The following is a 13,581-nucleotide window of genomic DNA, read 5'->3' on the forward strand; positions in this document are numbered from 1 at the left end:
GATCGTGAATGCTCAAGGCCGCGACGGCCGCCGCGTGCGCGAGGCGCCGAGCTTGCGCGTCAAGGTATTGCGGCCGACACCGAGGGCGGCCGCCGCGTTCTGGCGATGGCCACCGTGCACGGCCAGCGCGGCCTGCATCAAGGTGTGATCCATCGCGTCGCGGGCGCGCGCGTGGATGTCGCTCTCGCCATCGGCCAGCGCCTGCGCGGCCCATTCGCGCAGCGCATCCGTCCAGTCGCCCAGCGCGGGCACGGCAGGCGCGCCGCCCAGATCGGCCGGCAGGATTTCCGCGCCGGGCGCGATGACCGCCAGGCGGCGGCACAGGTTTTCCAGCTCGCGCACATTGCCCGGGAAATCGCGCTGCGCCACCGCTTTCAGCGCGGCCTTGGCAAAACGCTTCGGCGGCAGCTTCAGTTCGCGCGCCGCCGCGGCGAGGAAATGCTGCGCCAGCAGCGGAATATCCGCGCGGCGCTGGCGCAGCGGCGGCAGCTCGATGCGCACCACGTCCAGGCGATGCTTGAGGTCCGCGCGGAACAGGCCCGCCGCGACGCGCGCATCCAGATCCTGATGCGTGGCCGCCACGATGCGCACGTTGCCGCGGATCAGCTCGCGCCCGCCCACGCGATAGAACTCGCCGCCGGCCAGCACGCGCAGCAGGCGCGTCTGCAGCGCCAGCGGCATGTCGCCGATCTCGTCCAGGAACAGCGTGCCGCCTTCGGCCTGTTCGAAGCGGCCGGCGTAGCGGCGCGTGGCGCCGGTGAAGGCGCCGGCTTCGTGGCCGAACAGTTCGCTTTCCAGCAGCTCGCTGGGAATCGCCGCCGTGTTGAGCGCGACGAAGGGCCGATCGCGCCGCGCGCTTTCCTCGTGCAGCGCGCGCGCCACCAGTTCCTTGCCGGTGCCGGTCTCGCCGGTGATCAGCACATTCAGTTCGCTGGCCGCGACACGGCCGATCAGGCGAAACACTTCGCGCATCGCCGGGCTTTCACCGAGCAGTGCGTGGGCGGGGACGATCGGCGCCGGAGGCGGCGCGGCGCTGACCGGTACATCGGCCAGCGCGCGCTGCACCGCGGCCACGGCCTGATCGAGGTCGAACGGTTTGGCCAGGTAGTCGGCGGCGCCCGCGCGATACGCCGCGGCCGTCGTCGCCACGTCGGTAAAGGCGCTCATCACGATCACCGGTCCGATGCCGCGCGCCTTCAGATCGTTGATCAGCGCCAGCCCGTCCTCGCCCGGCATGCGCACGTCGGTGACCAGCAGGGCCGGCCGCGCATCGCGCAAGGCGTCGCGCACCGATTCCGCATCGCCGAACTCGCGCACCGCCAGTCCCGCGTCGCGCAGCGCCTCGGCCAGCACGAAGCGCACGCCGCGGTCGTCGTCGGCGATCCAGATTTCCTCACTCATGCGTGCGCTCCAGCGGCAGGTACAGCGAAAACACCGTCTCGCCCGGCCGGCTGGCATAGCGCAGCTCGCCGCCGTGCTCGCGCGCGATCTCGCGCGCCAGGGCCAGCCCCAGGCCGCTGCCGTCGGCGCGCCCGGAGACCAGCGGTTCGAACAAGGTGTCGCGCAGCGCGGCGGGCACGCCCGGGCCGTCGTCGGCCACGTCCACGCGCAGCGCGGTGCGCAGCATGCGCTCGCCCACGCGCAGGCCGTGCTCCACGCGCGTGCGCAAGGTGAGCGTGCGCGCGCCGGCTTCCACCGCATTGCGCGCCAGGTTCAGCAGCACTTGCTGCAGGCGCTCGGCGTCGCCTTTCACGTCGGGCAGGCTGGGGTCGTAGTCGTGGCGCAGCTGCGGCGGCTCGGGCTCGGCCTGCAGCAGATCCGCCAGCCATTCGAGCTGCTCGTGGATATTCACCGGGCCCAGCCGCGGCGCGCCGTCGTGATGCAGCAGGCGGTTGGCCAGCGAGGCGAGGCGGTCAGCCTCGGCGATCACCAGTCCCGCCAGCGCCTTGAGGTCCTCATCCGCCACCCGCCGCTGCAGCAGCTGCGCCGCGCCGCGCAGGCCGGCGAGCGGGTTCTTCACTTCGTGCGCAAAGCCGCGCAGCGTCGCCGACAGCGGCGACGAAGCCGGTGCGGCCGGCGCCAGCACATGCACTTCGAGCAGCAGCCCGCCGTCCACCGGCTGCAGCGCCACGTCGGCCGGCCATTCGCGCCCGCGCGCCGTGCGCAGCGCCACGCCACGCAACTGCACCGCCCGTTGTTCGGTCAGCGCGCGCCCGGCCTGGGCGAACCAGTCCGGCTCATGCAGCAACAAACCCAGCGGCTGCCCGGCCGCGCTGCGCGGCCCGGTATCCAGCCACTCCGCCAGCGCGGGATTGATCCACAGCACCCGCAGCCCCGCGTCGACCAGGGCCAGCCCGGTCGACATCGGTTCCGCCCAGGCCCGCCAGGATGCCGTGTCCATTGCACCATCATGGACAATGCCTTGGTCTGGTGCAAATGGCGGCGATGCGCTCAGGCCGAAAGGGCCTCGGCGGGCTGCACGTGTGCCACTGCTGCCGGGGCATCGAGCACCGCGCGGGTGAGCTGGCGAAAGATCGCGCCCAACGCATCCATGCCGGGGTTGCCGGCTTTGGAAAGCATGCGATGCAGGCTCTTGGATGGTGTGCCGGTGGCTTTGGAAAGGCCCTCGAAGCCCATCAGGCCGTGCGTCAGGTCGCGCATCAGAAGGCGGGCCGCTTCCGTCTTGCCGTTGAGCAGCATGGAGGTGGCCTCGTCCAGCAGCGCGCGCGCAAATGCCGGGTCGTTTTGAATGCGGTTCGCGATGGTCTCGCGGTAGTCGACGGTCAGTGCCATGGCATTACGCCTCGCTGGCTGTGGATCCTGGTAAGTGTTTCATCGTGAGGTGGCTCGATCATTCAGTGCTTCCTCGGGGCATATGCCAACATGGTAACTAATAGGTTACCATCAATCGAGGCGCGATCGATCCACTTTCCGGGTGCGAGGGGCTTCTACTGCCCCACCAACCCCAACCGCACCAGGCTCTCCGCCGTCGCCACAATCGCCTCCTCCTGGCTGCGCGGCGCCCACTGGAGCAGGCGGATGGCCTTCTGGCTGGTGGCGTTCATGGTCACGCCCAGCAAGGGAACGATGCCGCGCATGACCGGGTCGCGCAGGGCGCCCAGGCGGATGACCCAGTTCGGCAGCACCCGGGTGGAGACCTTGCCGGCAGCGGCGCCCATGCGCCGGCGCAGCACCTTGGCCACGTCGACCATCCACATGCTCTCGCCCCCGGTGGCGAGGAAGCGCTCGCCCCTGGCGGCGGGGTGGGCCATGGCGAGCAGGTGCAGGTCGGCGACGTCGCGGGCGTCGACGAAGCCGCAGTTGATCTTCGCCGTGGCGAACTGGCCGTCGAGCAGGTTCTTGATCAGGCGGATCGAGTGCGAGTAATCGGCGCCGAGCACCGGGCCGAGCACGCCCACCGGATTCACCGCGGACAGTTCCAGCCCGCGCCCTTCCTTGGCGATGAAGTCCCAGGCGGCGCGCTCGGCCAGCGTCTTCGACTTCTGGTAAAGCCACACCTCGCCCGACAGGTCGCTCCAATCCGATTCGTCGAACGGCCGCTTCATATCTTTGTGTCCCGCGCAGATCGCGCCGAAGGCCGAGGTCAGCACCACGCGCTTCACCCCGGCGTCCCTTGCGGCGCGCAGCACGCGCAGGTTGCCGTCGACGGCGGGCCGCACCCAGTCGTCTTCATGGCGCTGCTCGCCCGAGGGCGTGGGCGAGGCGCCGTGCAGCACGTAGCGGCAGCCGGCCGCGGCCGCGGCCCAGCCCGCGTCGTCGACCAGGTCGGCGCGCACGAACGACAGCCGCTCGCCCGGCTCGGCGCCGCCCACCTTGAGCTGCGCCCGCACCTCCGCCTCGCGTGCCAGCGAGCGCACCGTGGTGCGCACCCGGTAGCCCTGGCGCAGCAGGGCGAGCATGCAGTGCTGCGCGATGAAGCCGGTGCCGCCGGTGACCAATACCGTTTCGTTGTTCATCTCGAATCCTGGGGAATGGCGTTGCCTGAGCGGATAAGCCTAGGCGCGCCCCGCCGCACTTTGAATGCTTGAAAGTGCGAGTTTCTGTCGCGACAGTACGGACATGAGCACCGACCCCTTCTCCGAGATCCTCAAGTTCACCAGCGCCGAATCGCTGCTGACCGGCGGCTTCACCGCGGGCGGCGCCTGGGCCATCCGCTTTCCGGCGCCGGAGAAGATCAAGTTCTTCGCCGTGGTGCGCGGCCATGGCTGGGTGCTGATCGACGGCGAGCCGGCGCCGCTGCGCTTCGACACGGGCGACGTCGGGCTGATTGCGGCGCCGCGCTCCTTCGTGCTGGCCAGCGAACCCGGCGTGGAGCCCATCGATGCGATGGCCGTGTTTGCCGGCACCAACGGCACCGCGCAGTTGGGCGACGGCCGCGACTTCGCGCATATCGGCGGCCATGTGCTGCTCGACCCGGCCAGCGGCAAGCTGCTGGCGGACGTGCTGCCGCCGTGGATCCACGTGCCGGCATCGTCGCCGCATGCCAGCAACTTCCGCTGGCTGCTCGACCAGCTGATGGAAGAACGCGCGCTCGACCAGCCGGGCACGCAGCTGGTGTCGAAGCATCTGGCGCAGTTGCTCTTCATCCAGATATTGCGGGCGCATCTGAAGACATCGCGCCCCATGCCGGCAGGCTGGCTGCGCGCGCTGGGCGATCCGCGCATCGCCCCGGCCGTGCGCCTGATGCACGGCGAACCCGCCCGCGACTGGCACCTGGACGAGCTGGCCGCGGCCTGCGCCATGTCGCGCACCAGCTTCGCGCTGCATTTCCGCACGGTGGCCGGCATCACCCCGCTGGCCTATCTCGCCGAATGGCGGATGCGCCTGGCCGAGCGCAGCCTGCGCGAGCACAGCACGCCGGTAGCGGGCATCGCCCGGGCGCTGGGCTATACCTCCGAAAGCGCTTTCAGCAGCGCCTTCAAACGCATGACCGGGCAATCGCCCAAGGCATACCGCAGTGCAGCGCGAACCGTCGGCTGAGCCGGCATAGGCAGCGCTGTCGTGATCGCGCCGTCCTGTATGACAGCGCTGCTCGGCATCTTCTGTGCCAACGGAGCGACAGCGTGCCGACAGCCAGGCCTCATTTTTCACAAATGAAGATGTGCGTGCGCTCACAAAACTGCCCTACTATCACGCGATGCCGACCTCGCCTTCACCACTCGCCAACGAACCCGGACCGCGCCGCGGCAGCCTCGCCTGCGTCGGCCTGGGGATGACCCTCGGGTCGCACCTCACGCCGCTCGCGCGCAGCCATATCCAGCAGGCCGACGTGGTGTTCGCCGGGCTTTCCGACGGCGTGGTGGAGCTGTGGCTGCAGCGCATGCATTCGGACGTGCGCAGCCTTCAGCCGTACTACCGCGAAGGCAAGTCGCGCATGAAGACCTATCGCGAATGGGTCGAGCTGATGATGGCCGAGGTGCGCGCCGGCAAGCGGGTATGCGGCGTGTTCTACGGGCATCCGGGCATCTTCGCGTGGTCGCCGCACAAGGTGATCGAAACGGCGCGCGCGGAAGGCTTCCAGGCGCATATGGAGCCGGGCATTTCCGCCGAGGATTGCCTCTACGCGGACTTAGGCATCGACCCCGGCCGCTACGGCTGCCAGCATTTCGAAGCCAGCCAGCTGCTGTTCTACGAGCGCCGCATCGACAACGCCGGTTATCTGGTGCTGTGGCAGGTGGGCCTGGTCGGCGACCGCTCGCTCGGCCGCTTCGCCACCGGCCCGAAGTACCGCGAGCTGCTGGTGGAACTGCTCCACCGCGACTACCCGCTCGACCACGAAGTCATCATCTATCGCGGCGCGACGCTGCCGATCGAGAAGCCGCGCATCCGCCGCGTGACCCTGGGCGAGCTGCCGCAGGTGTCCGTCACCTCCGAGGAGACGGTGGTGCTGCCGCCGGCACGGGCCTTGCAGCTCAACCTGGCCATGCGGGAACGACTGGAAGCCTTGGACAAGGAGAGCGCGCTGGCATGATGCCGGCACGGCGCGCGCTTATGCTTTTGGGGGCACATCGCCCCGCGTGATCCGGCGGTACGCCGCGCTTCGGGGCGCGGCGAACGGCCAGGAAACCGACCGGTGCATCCATCGCGCCGGCGTGCGACACCAAGCAGCCGCACCATAACGAACGTAAACAGGGGACTGAGGGGAGAACCATGATGGACACCATCGATTTGCTCGAGGCCATTGGCAGCGATGCGTCGTTGCGCCACCTGCCGGGCGACGAACTGGCGAAACAGCTGGAAGCGCAGGCTTCCGAGGCGCTGAAGACGGCCGCCAGCACCGGCGACAGCGCGCCGCTGATCGTCGAACTCGGCGCGCAGAAATCCGAACCGCCGCAGGTCACGCAGGCTCCGGGCACCGAGGAGGAAGACCTCCCCGAGGATCTACCGAAGCCGCTGTCCCCCGAAGAAGAAGAATAAGCACGGCGCCCGCGTCGGAATCGACGCCGCCATGGCCCGGCTGCCAGACCGCCTGAAGACCTGGACCGCGCTCGCGGTCCTGGCCTTGGGCGCGCTTGCGCAGCCCGGCCATGCCGACGTGCCCGTCGCCATCGCGGCCGAACCCGCCGCGGCGTCCACCATCGGCGACGCCACGGCCTTCCTCGACCAGGCCGAGAACCTGCAGCGCAAGGACCACCCGCGCTTCGTGCAGATGCTGGCGCGCCTGCACCGCGAGGCCCCGCCGCTGACGCCGCGCGATGCCTGGCGCCTGCGCTATCTCGATGCGTGGGAAGTGATGTTCCAGGGCAACTACGCCAAGTCGGAACAGGAACTGCACGACATCATCGAGCACGCGGGCGACGACGCGATCCGCCTGCGCGCTTCCTCGCTGCTGCTGATGAACCTGGGCTGGAACCAGCGCTACGAAGAGGCCTTCACCCTGGCCAACCGGCTGGCTTCCGAGCTGCCGGCGATCAAGGACCCGATGACCCGGTTCCTGGTGCTGATGAATCTCTCGCAGATGCTCGACCTGGCCGGCCAGACCGACCTGGCGATCAAGTACGCGCGGATGATGGACGAAGCCATCCCGTCCGGCGAGAACCGCTGCCTGCCGCTCAACCTGCTGGTGGCCGCGCTGTACAACGGCAAGCGCCTGCATTCGGCCAGCCCCGAGGTGCAGGCCGGCATCGACGCCTGCACCGACGCGCAGCAGCCGGTGGCCACCAACAGCATCCGCCTGGTGCTGGGCAGCCTGTTTATCGACGAGAAGCAGCCGGCCAAGGCCATGGCCCTGCTCGACCATGTCGCGCCCACCATCGAACTCAATCGCTTCTATCCGCACATGCTGTCCGCGCAGGCCGAGCGCGCGCAGGCGCAGGCCATGCTGGGCAACGACGGCGAAGCGCGCAAAGCCGGCCTCGCCGCCATCGCCATGGCGCACCAGGGCGAGATCAGCGAATGGCTGATGGTGGCCTATCAGGTGTTGTACGAAGTGGAGAAGCGCCAGGGCCATGCCGCCGCCGCGCTGGCCTACCACGAACAGTATTCGGCGCAGGACAAGGGCTATCTCAACGACGTCAGCGCGCGCACGCTGGCCTACGAGATGGCCCAGCAGCACCTGCACGTGCAGCGGCTGGAAACCGAGTCGCTGGCCAAGCAGAACAGCATCCTGCGCCTGCAGCAGGCCTTGAACACCAAGGCGGTGGAGACCAGCCGCCTGTACATCGCCATGCTGCTGCTCCTGCTGGTGTCGATCGTGTTCTGGCTGTTCCGCATCAAGCGCTCGCAGCTGCGCTTCAAAAAGCTCTCCTGCGTGGATGGCCTCACCGGCATCCTCAACCACCAGACCTTCATCGCCGACGCCGACCGCGCGTTGCACTTGCTGGACAAGAAGCACGGCACGGCCTGCCTGATGTTCATCGACCTCGATCACTTCAAGCAGATCAACGACACGCACGGCCACGCGGTGGGCGACGACATGCTCAAGCACGTCGTCTCGCTGTGCCAGCCGCTGCTGCGTTCCTCGGACCTGTTCGGCCGCCTCGGCGGCGAGGAGTTCGGCATCCTGCTGCTGGACTGCGGCCGCGAGCAGGGCCTGATGCTGGCCGAACGCGTGCGCCGCACGATCGAGGCCACGCCGGCGGGCGCCGGCGACCAGGTGGTGGCGCTGTCCGCCAGCATCGGCATGGCGGTGACTACCACTTCCGGCTATGCGATGCAGCCGCTGTGCCGCGATGCGGACGCAGCGCTGTACCGCGCCAAGCGCAGCGGCCGCAATCGCGTCGTCGCCGACGGCGACGCCGCGCACGACACCAGGGTCGCCTGACCGCCGAAGTTCATTTAGATCGATCTTTCCAGGGTATTTTTGCTGACCTTTATGTCGCGCGTGTGACGCGCGAAGCCGTCGGCGCATGTTTCATTTAGACGTCTGGACGCGTCAGCTTGGTGTGGGTTTTTCATCCGGGCGCCACGGAATTTTCACGCATGCTCTCTAGTTTGGCCGGCTTCCCTTCGGCCACCTCCCGTGGCCGGGCTTTATCCCCACTCCGGAGTTGTACTGCATGCGTTCGACCAAACATCACCTGCTGGCGCGCGCGATCGCGGCGGCCATCGTCACCGCTGGCTTTGCCACCGTGGCTTGCGCCGGCGACGCACCCGCCGCCCCGCAGGACAGCACCACTGCCCCTGCCGCCGCCACCACGCTGGGCAAGATCACCGTGGCCGCCAACCGCTACGACGCCAGCCAGCTGCAGATGGATGCGGTGAACACGGTCAACGTGCTGTCGGCCGATGACTTGAAGTACACCGCCGTGCACAACGTGGCCGAGGCGCTGGGCCTGCTGCCCGGCGTCAACGTGTTCAATACCGGGCAGTCGTACTTCGGCGGCATCGACGGCGCCTCGCGCGGCGAAGGCATGTTCACCTCGGTGCGCGGCCTCAATGCCGAGTACAACGTCAACCTGATCAACGGCGTGAACGTGGCCCAGGGCATGGCCTACAGCCGCGGCGTGCAGCTCAGCCTGCTGCCGCCCTCGGGCCTGCAGACCATCGTATTGAACAAGACCTCCACCGCCGATATGGACGGCGACGCGATCGGCGGCACCATCGATTTCCGCACGCCCACCGCCTTCGACTTCAGCGCGCCGACCAGCGGCAGCGTCACCGCCAGCGGCCGCATGGAAAGCCGCGCCCGCGACTACGGCGACAACGGCCTGGGCGGCGGCCTGGCCGGCGAGTTCCAGAGCAAGTTCGGGCAAGAAAAGCAGTTCGGCATCTACGCCAGCGCCTATTACGACAAGCGCAACTACGTGAACAGCGAAGCGGCCGCCGCTTCGTCCGCCTTGAACGACGGTTCCTGGGAATTCGCGCGCACCACCGCCAAGGGCGACAACGCGCCGGGCTTCGACCCCGTGCGCAACCTGCTCAGCACCGGCATGAACATCGGCACCTCCTCCGGCCACACCAAGCGCTACGGCGGCAACGTGTCGCTGGACTGGAAGGTGGACGACACGCTCACCGCCTACGCGCGCGCCACCTACGGCTATGCGCAGACCGAGCAGGACACCACGTATCTGCAGATCATCCCCGCCAATGTCAGCTATGCGCCGATCGGCACTACCGGCCTGTATCAGCCGGTGATCGGCCGCATCGCCACCCGCTTCTGGTACGAGACCAACCCGGAGAAGGCGGACCTCGCCACCTTCCAGGTCGGCGGCGACAAGACCCTCGGCGGCTGGACCCTTTCGCCCAGCCTGTTCTACAGCTTCGGCGACAACGACCGCCCGGACCACGTGGAGATCTCCGCGCGCAACGACCAGTACAGCTCCGCCAACTTCCCCTATGGCGCGGGCACGGTGATGAGCTACGGCGCCGACCACCTGCCCTACCCCATGCTGACGCCGGCCATGAACGCGCAGCTCAACAGCGTGGCCACCCTGTATGCGCGCCGCTCGGGCCAGTTGACCAAGTCCTACAGCGGCCAGGAGAAGGGCGGCGCGAAGTTCGACGCGCGCTACGACTTCGAAGACGGCGCGCTGCGCAGCCTGCAGTTCGGCGTGAAGTACAGCGACGCACACCGCGAGTTCACCAACCGCGACTGGACCACCGCCAAGTACACCGACGGCCGCAGCTTCGGTTCGCTCGGCCTGATCGACGGCGGCTATTCGTCGGTGTTCCCCGGCGTGTACGGCTACGACGTGCCCACCATCGACCAGGCCGCGCTCAAGCGCCTGATCGCCACGAACGTGACCGACGCCAACCTCGACACCTGCAGCAACCTGTACATCAACAACTGGAACTGCAACACCCAGCGCGCGCGCGAAACGGTGAGCGCCGCCTACGCCATGGCCAGCTTCAAGTGGGGCGACCTGGAAGTGATCCCCGGCCTGCGCTTCGAGCATACCGACATCCGCAACACCTTCTGGAGCACGCCGCGCGACGCCGGCACCGAGCAGCCGGGCCACTTCGCGCGCAACTTCACCCACTACGACGAGCCGCTGCCGAGCCTGTTCGTCAACTACCGCGACGGCGACAACGCGGTGTACCGCGGCTCGATCTGGACCAGCTATACGCGCCCCGCCTTCGTGCAGCTCGGCGGCGGCTCGCAGGTGAGCGTGTCGGCCGACGGCCTGACCACGATTACCGAGGGCAACCCGAACCTGAAGCCGATCAAGTCGCTGAACTTCGACCTCTCCGGCGAATGGGGCAATCAGCACGGCGGCCATGCGATGGCTGCGCTGTTCTACAAGAGCCTGTCCAACTACATCTACGAATCGGGCAGCAATCCGGTGAATGCGGGCACCACCGATGCGGGCTCGATCCAGTACGTGCGTCCGCAGAACGGTGGCGACGGCAAGGTCTATGGCGTGGAAACGGCGCTGCGGCAGAAGTTCCAGGACATGCCGGCGCCGTTCGATGGTTTCGGTGTGGGCTTCAATGCCACGCGGCAGTGGACGTCGGTGGACCTGGGCCTGGATGGCTTCCACCACCAGCGCATCCAGAACGCGCCGGAGCTGATGGCGAATGCGGAGCTGTTCTACGAGAAGAACGGGTTCTCGGTGAATCTGAGCTATCACTACGCCGGTTCGTACGTGTCGACCTACGATTACTTCGGCCAGAACCAGCCTTGGGACAATCTGTGGATCCGCCCGGTGGCGCGCGTCGACTTGCATGCCGGCTACGCGTTTGCGCATGGCTTCCAGGTGGATCTGTCGATTTCGAACCTCACCAAGAACTACACGTATTGGTCGCACGTGGGCCGCAACAGCCTGGCGATTTCCGATGTGGTGGATTCGGGTATGACTACTCTGCTGACGGCGAAGTATTCGTTCTGATACTTCGCGTAATTAAGAATCCCCCTACAGACAGCCTTGGGTTGCTCTGCTAGCGTGATTCTCGTTGCCCGCGCTGTGGTTTCGATGCGCGGCGCGGGCAACCATGGCAGCAATGTCGTGAGAGCGCGGGCCAAGGGTGCGGCTAACACCCCTGACCCGCTAACCATCACCAACTTCATGGGAGTCGATCATGGCTAGGCCAGATCATACGTCACTCGCACGCTCGCCGATCCCCAGGACGGCACATCCGCCGGCCCATTGGGCTGTCCGCCGTCTTCGCGGACACGGTTGAAGAACCGCGGCCTAAGAGTTTTCGCAGGTAATGATTCCTAGCCGTGCAACCCGGCGCGTTGCCTCGTGCAACGGCGAAAGCACCTGAAGCCGCATTCCACTTCCTCAATCAAGCCGCCCGGCGCCTGTGTCCCAGGTGGCCGGTCAGCCTCGAGTCCGTATGGTCGCGGCACGCCGTGCTGTCCGGCGGCGTGCCGTTCTCGGAACGAGGGCGGCGCATGGCAAGGAGTAGCTTATGGATATCTATGGCGAAGCGTGGCTCACACGCCACGTGGAATATTTTTCCGATCCGGAGGCGGGGCCGGATGCGTTGTTGAACGATGCGACCGAGTGGCTGCATTACGCACACAACGCGATCCGGCTTCTGGCGGAACTCGTCGATGAGCGTGGCAGCGTGAACGCGCAGCGGTTGCCGACCATGCTGGAAAGCATCGCGGCGTTTATCGAAATGGGCGCGCGCTGCGCGACGCAGGCGCATTTGCGCATGCAGCTATTTCAGGTGCGAAGTGAAGAGTGCTCGATCACCGACGACGAGCGCGACGCTTCCTAGAACGAACCTAGCCACACCCTCTCAATCCCCCTCTCCCCTCCGGGGAGAGGGCCGGGGTGAGGGGCCGGGCGGAGCGACAGGCAGAGGGCCATTACAAGCGCCAAAGCTTTTCTTCCCTGCGTAGAAACACCACCGCAAGCACGCGCCCCTCATCTGCCTGCCGGCATCTTCTCCCCGGAGCGGAGAGAGTTTCGATAGGTGATGATGATAAGCGAGAAGTGCAATTCGTGAGCTATATAGTCATCAGCACGACAAATAGCGGAATTATGCCCGCATAAACAATTCTTGCCGCCAACAAAAGCCCTTTCATTCCCGCGGAATAATTTTCGGCCGGAAGGTGAGGGTCAAACAGCATCCTTGTCAAGCGGAAAGACAACCGTATCCCCAGGCTCGAAAAGTCCACATCCTTAAAATAATTCGGGTCATACCTGCTCATCCTGCGGGCGACAAATATGGTGAAAGCATGTTGCGACAATATATAAATTGCCATGATGAGCGCCACCAATTTGAATGCCATACGTCCGCGCCTTTTCATCTGAGCCAGGCATTTTACTGTCTCGTCGTGTTATCGGTCTTATCTTTGAAAATATCGAAAGTGTACCCGGGCCCCTTAACCATTGTGCCAACCCCAAGTCCAACTTTTGGGGTGACCTCAAGGGTTCCACCAGGATTCAGCGTGAAACTGAGGCCTCCATGAAGGAACTCGCCTCCTTCCACGCTGTACGTCACCTTTGGCGTAGTCTCCTGCGGATTCTGCACAAGATTGAATTTGAAGCCCTCTTTGGGGGCGATATCAATGCTTACATTTCTTCCAACTGCTACAGGATAAAGACTTGCCGTCGACTGCTTCGGATGAAGCACGTTCAATTCGTAACCGCCACCAACGTTATGACCGCCCTCCACTGAGACGGTGATGGCTACAACGCTATCCACGTGATCGTAAACCGCGCTGCCTGCTTCATAGGCCGGCCGCAATGGCGTCTTGATGTCATCGTTGACCGCCTTATTCAAAAACTTATGAAACCAGTCCAGCTCAATGAGAGGCGACTGTTGTGGCGCTCGTCCATTCGGATCGAGATACAGGAGCGGATTCCCGTTCGCATACAGATACCTATTGAATGAGTAGCTGTTTCCCGGCTGTGTTGGGAGAGGATCCACGCTCAGGAACCGACCAGAGTAGGCGTCATAAAATCGGGCCTGCATGTAGATGAATCCCGTATCGGGATCACTTACGTGGCCTGTGTAGCCCGGCCCATTGGCAGGTGCCCCCTGTGCTTGCAAGCCATAAGGCCTGTAGTCGAATGTCGCGGTGACATTTCCACTGGCGTCGGCTTCGGCCAACGGGGTGCCCTGTGGATCTGTATAGATATACGTGACTGTGGTTGCTTGAGCGCAGAGACTCAGCGATATCCATAGTGCGGCCATCAGGCAGATTTTTTTCATGCGCTT

12 protein-coding genes are annotated in these 13,581 nt (G+C 66.0%); 6 read left to right on the forward strand and 6 right to left on the reverse strand.

What is annotated here, in order from left to right; all coding sequences use genetic code 11:
• Positions 1 to 12 precede the first annotated feature (12 nt).
• The 4 genes from ntrC to FHW84_RS03705 all read right to left on the reverse strand — a co-directional run bounded on the left by ntrC (position 13) and on the right by FHW84_RS03705 (position 3,977).
• Positions 13 to 1,401 (reverse strand): nitrogen regulation protein NR(I), encoded by a 1,389-nt coding sequence (gene ntrC / locus FHW84_RS03690; RefSeq protein WP_167252795.1) that lies wholly within the window; start codon positions 1,399 to 1,401, stop codon positions 13 to 15.
• Entirely contained in the window at positions 1,394 to 2,401 is a 1,008-nt protein-coding gene (locus FHW84_RS03695) for an ATP-binding protein (protein ID WP_167252796.1), read from the reverse strand. The genes ntrC and FHW84_RS03695 overlap by 8 nt, the downstream gene beginning before the upstream one ends.
• A gap of 50 nt (positions 2,402 to 2,451) precedes the next feature.
• Positions 2,452 to 2,793: a transcriptional regulator gene (locus tag FHW84_RS03700; RefSeq protein WP_167252797.1), complete on the reverse strand. Its 342-nt coding sequence runs from the start codon at positions 2,791 to 2,793 to the stop codon at positions 2,452 to 2,454.
• Between the two features lie 155 nt (positions 2,794 to 2,948).
• Entirely contained in the window at positions 2,949 to 3,977 is a 1,029-nt protein-coding gene (locus FHW84_RS03705; RefSeq protein ID WP_167252798.1) for an aldehyde reductase, read from the reverse strand.
• A gap of 103 nt (positions 3,978 to 4,080) precedes the next feature.
• Here FHW84_RS03705 and FHW84_RS03710 point away from each other — a divergent pair, with 103 nt between their 5' ends.
• From FHW84_RS03710 to FHW84_RS03735, 6 genes are all read left to right on the forward strand, one after another.
• Positions 4,081 to 5,001 carry an AraC family transcriptional regulator gene (locus tag FHW84_RS03710; protein WP_208399622.1) on the forward strand — a complete coding sequence of 307 codons (921 nt, stop codon included), beginning with the start codon at positions 4,081 to 4,083 and terminating at the stop codon, positions 4,999 to 5,001.
• 157 nt (positions 5,002 to 5,158) lie between these two features.
• Positions 5,159 to 5,992: an SAM-dependent methyltransferase gene (locus FHW84_RS03715; RefSeq protein ID WP_167253739.1), complete on the forward strand. Its 834-nt coding sequence runs from the start codon at positions 5,159 to 5,161 to the stop codon at positions 5,990 to 5,992.
• Positions 5,993 to 6,171: 179 nt separating this feature from the next.
• Positions 6,172 to 6,438: a hypothetical protein gene (locus FHW84_RS03720; protein ID WP_167252800.1), complete on the forward strand. Its 267-nt coding sequence runs from the start codon at positions 6,172 to 6,174 to the stop codon at positions 6,436 to 6,438.
• 31 nt (positions 6,439 to 6,469) lie between these two features.
• On the forward strand, positions 6,470 to 8,284 hold the full coding sequence (locus tag FHW84_RS03725) for a GGDEF domain-containing protein (RefSeq protein ID WP_243867871.1): 1,815 nt from the start codon (positions 6,470 to 6,472) through the stop codon (positions 8,282 to 8,284).
• A 235-nt stretch (positions 8,285 to 8,519) separates the two neighbouring features.
• Entirely contained in the window at positions 8,520 to 11,291 is a 2,772-nt protein-coding gene (locus tag FHW84_RS03730; RefSeq protein ID WP_167252801.1) for a TonB-dependent receptor, read from the forward strand.
• Positions 11,292 to 11,817: 526 nt separating this feature from the next.
• Positions 11,818 to 12,132: a hypothetical protein gene (locus FHW84_RS03735; protein ID WP_167252802.1), complete on the forward strand. Its 315-nt coding sequence runs from the start codon at positions 11,818 to 11,820 to the stop codon at positions 12,130 to 12,132.
• A gap of 232 nt (positions 12,133 to 12,364) precedes the next feature.
• Here the strand turns inward: FHW84_RS03735 and FHW84_RS03740 are convergent, their stop codons facing one another.
• Entirely contained in the window at positions 12,365 to 12,649 is a 285-nt protein-coding gene (locus FHW84_RS03740) for a hypothetical protein (RefSeq protein ID WP_167252803.1), read from the reverse strand.
• Positions 12,650 to 12,681: 32 nt separating this feature from the next.
• Positions 12,682 to 13,575 carry an RHS repeat-associated core domain-containing protein gene (locus FHW84_RS03745; protein WP_167252804.1) on the reverse strand — a complete coding sequence of 298 codons (894 nt, stop codon included), beginning with the start codon at positions 13,573 to 13,575 and terminating at the stop codon, positions 12,682 to 12,684.
• Positions 13,576 to 13,581 lie beyond the last annotated feature (6 nt).

The sequence above is a fragment of the Dyella sp. SG562 genome, from assembly GCF_011759495.1.
Classification (GTDB): Bacteria; Pseudomonadota; Gammaproteobacteria; order Xanthomonadales; family Rhodanobacteraceae; genus Dyella_D; species Dyella_D marensis.

Excerpts from the sequence above, each read along its gene's own strand:
- ntrC (WP_167252795.1), bottom strand. The coding sequence starts at position 1,401 with ATGAGTGAGGAAATCTGGATCGCCGACGACGACCGCGGCGTGCGCTTC.
- FHW84_RS03695 (WP_167252796.1), bottom strand. The coding sequence starts at position 2,401 with ATGGACACGGCATCCTGGCGGGCCTGGGCGGAACCGATGTCGACCGGG.
- FHW84_RS03700 (WP_167252797.1), bottom strand. The coding sequence starts at position 2,793 with ATGGCACTGACCGTCGACTACCGCGAGACCATCGCGAACCGCATTCAA.
- FHW84_RS03705 (WP_167252798.1), bottom strand. The coding sequence starts at position 3,977 with ATGAACAACGAAACGGTATTGGTCACCGGCGGCACCGGCTTCATCGCG.
- FHW84_RS03710 (WP_208399622.1), top strand. The coding sequence starts at position 4,081 with ATGAGCACCGACCCCTTCTCCGAGATCCTCAAGTTCACCAGCGCCGAA.
- FHW84_RS03715 (WP_167253739.1), top strand. The coding sequence starts at position 5,159 with ATGCCGACCTCGCCTTCACCACTCGCCAACGAACCCGGACCGCGCCGC.
- FHW84_RS03720 (WP_167252800.1), top strand. The coding sequence starts at position 6,172 with ATGATGGACACCATCGATTTGCTCGAGGCCATTGGCAGCGATGCGTCG.
- FHW84_RS03725 (WP_243867871.1), top strand. The coding sequence starts at position 6,470 with ATGGCCCGGCTGCCAGACCGCCTGAAGACCTGGACCGCGCTCGCGGTC.
- FHW84_RS03730 (WP_167252801.1), top strand. The coding sequence starts at position 8,520 with ATGCGTTCGACCAAACATCACCTGCTGGCGCGCGCGATCGCGGCGGCC.
- FHW84_RS03735 (WP_167252802.1), top strand. The coding sequence starts at position 11,818 with ATGGATATCTATGGCGAAGCGTGGCTCACACGCCACGTGGAATATTTT.
- FHW84_RS03740 (WP_167252803.1), bottom strand. The coding sequence starts at position 12,649 with ATGGCATTCAAATTGGTGGCGCTCATCATGGCAATTTATATATTGTCG.
- FHW84_RS03745 (WP_167252804.1), bottom strand. The coding sequence starts at position 13,575 with ATGAAAAAAATCTGCCTGATGGCCGCACTATGGATATCGCTGAGTCTC.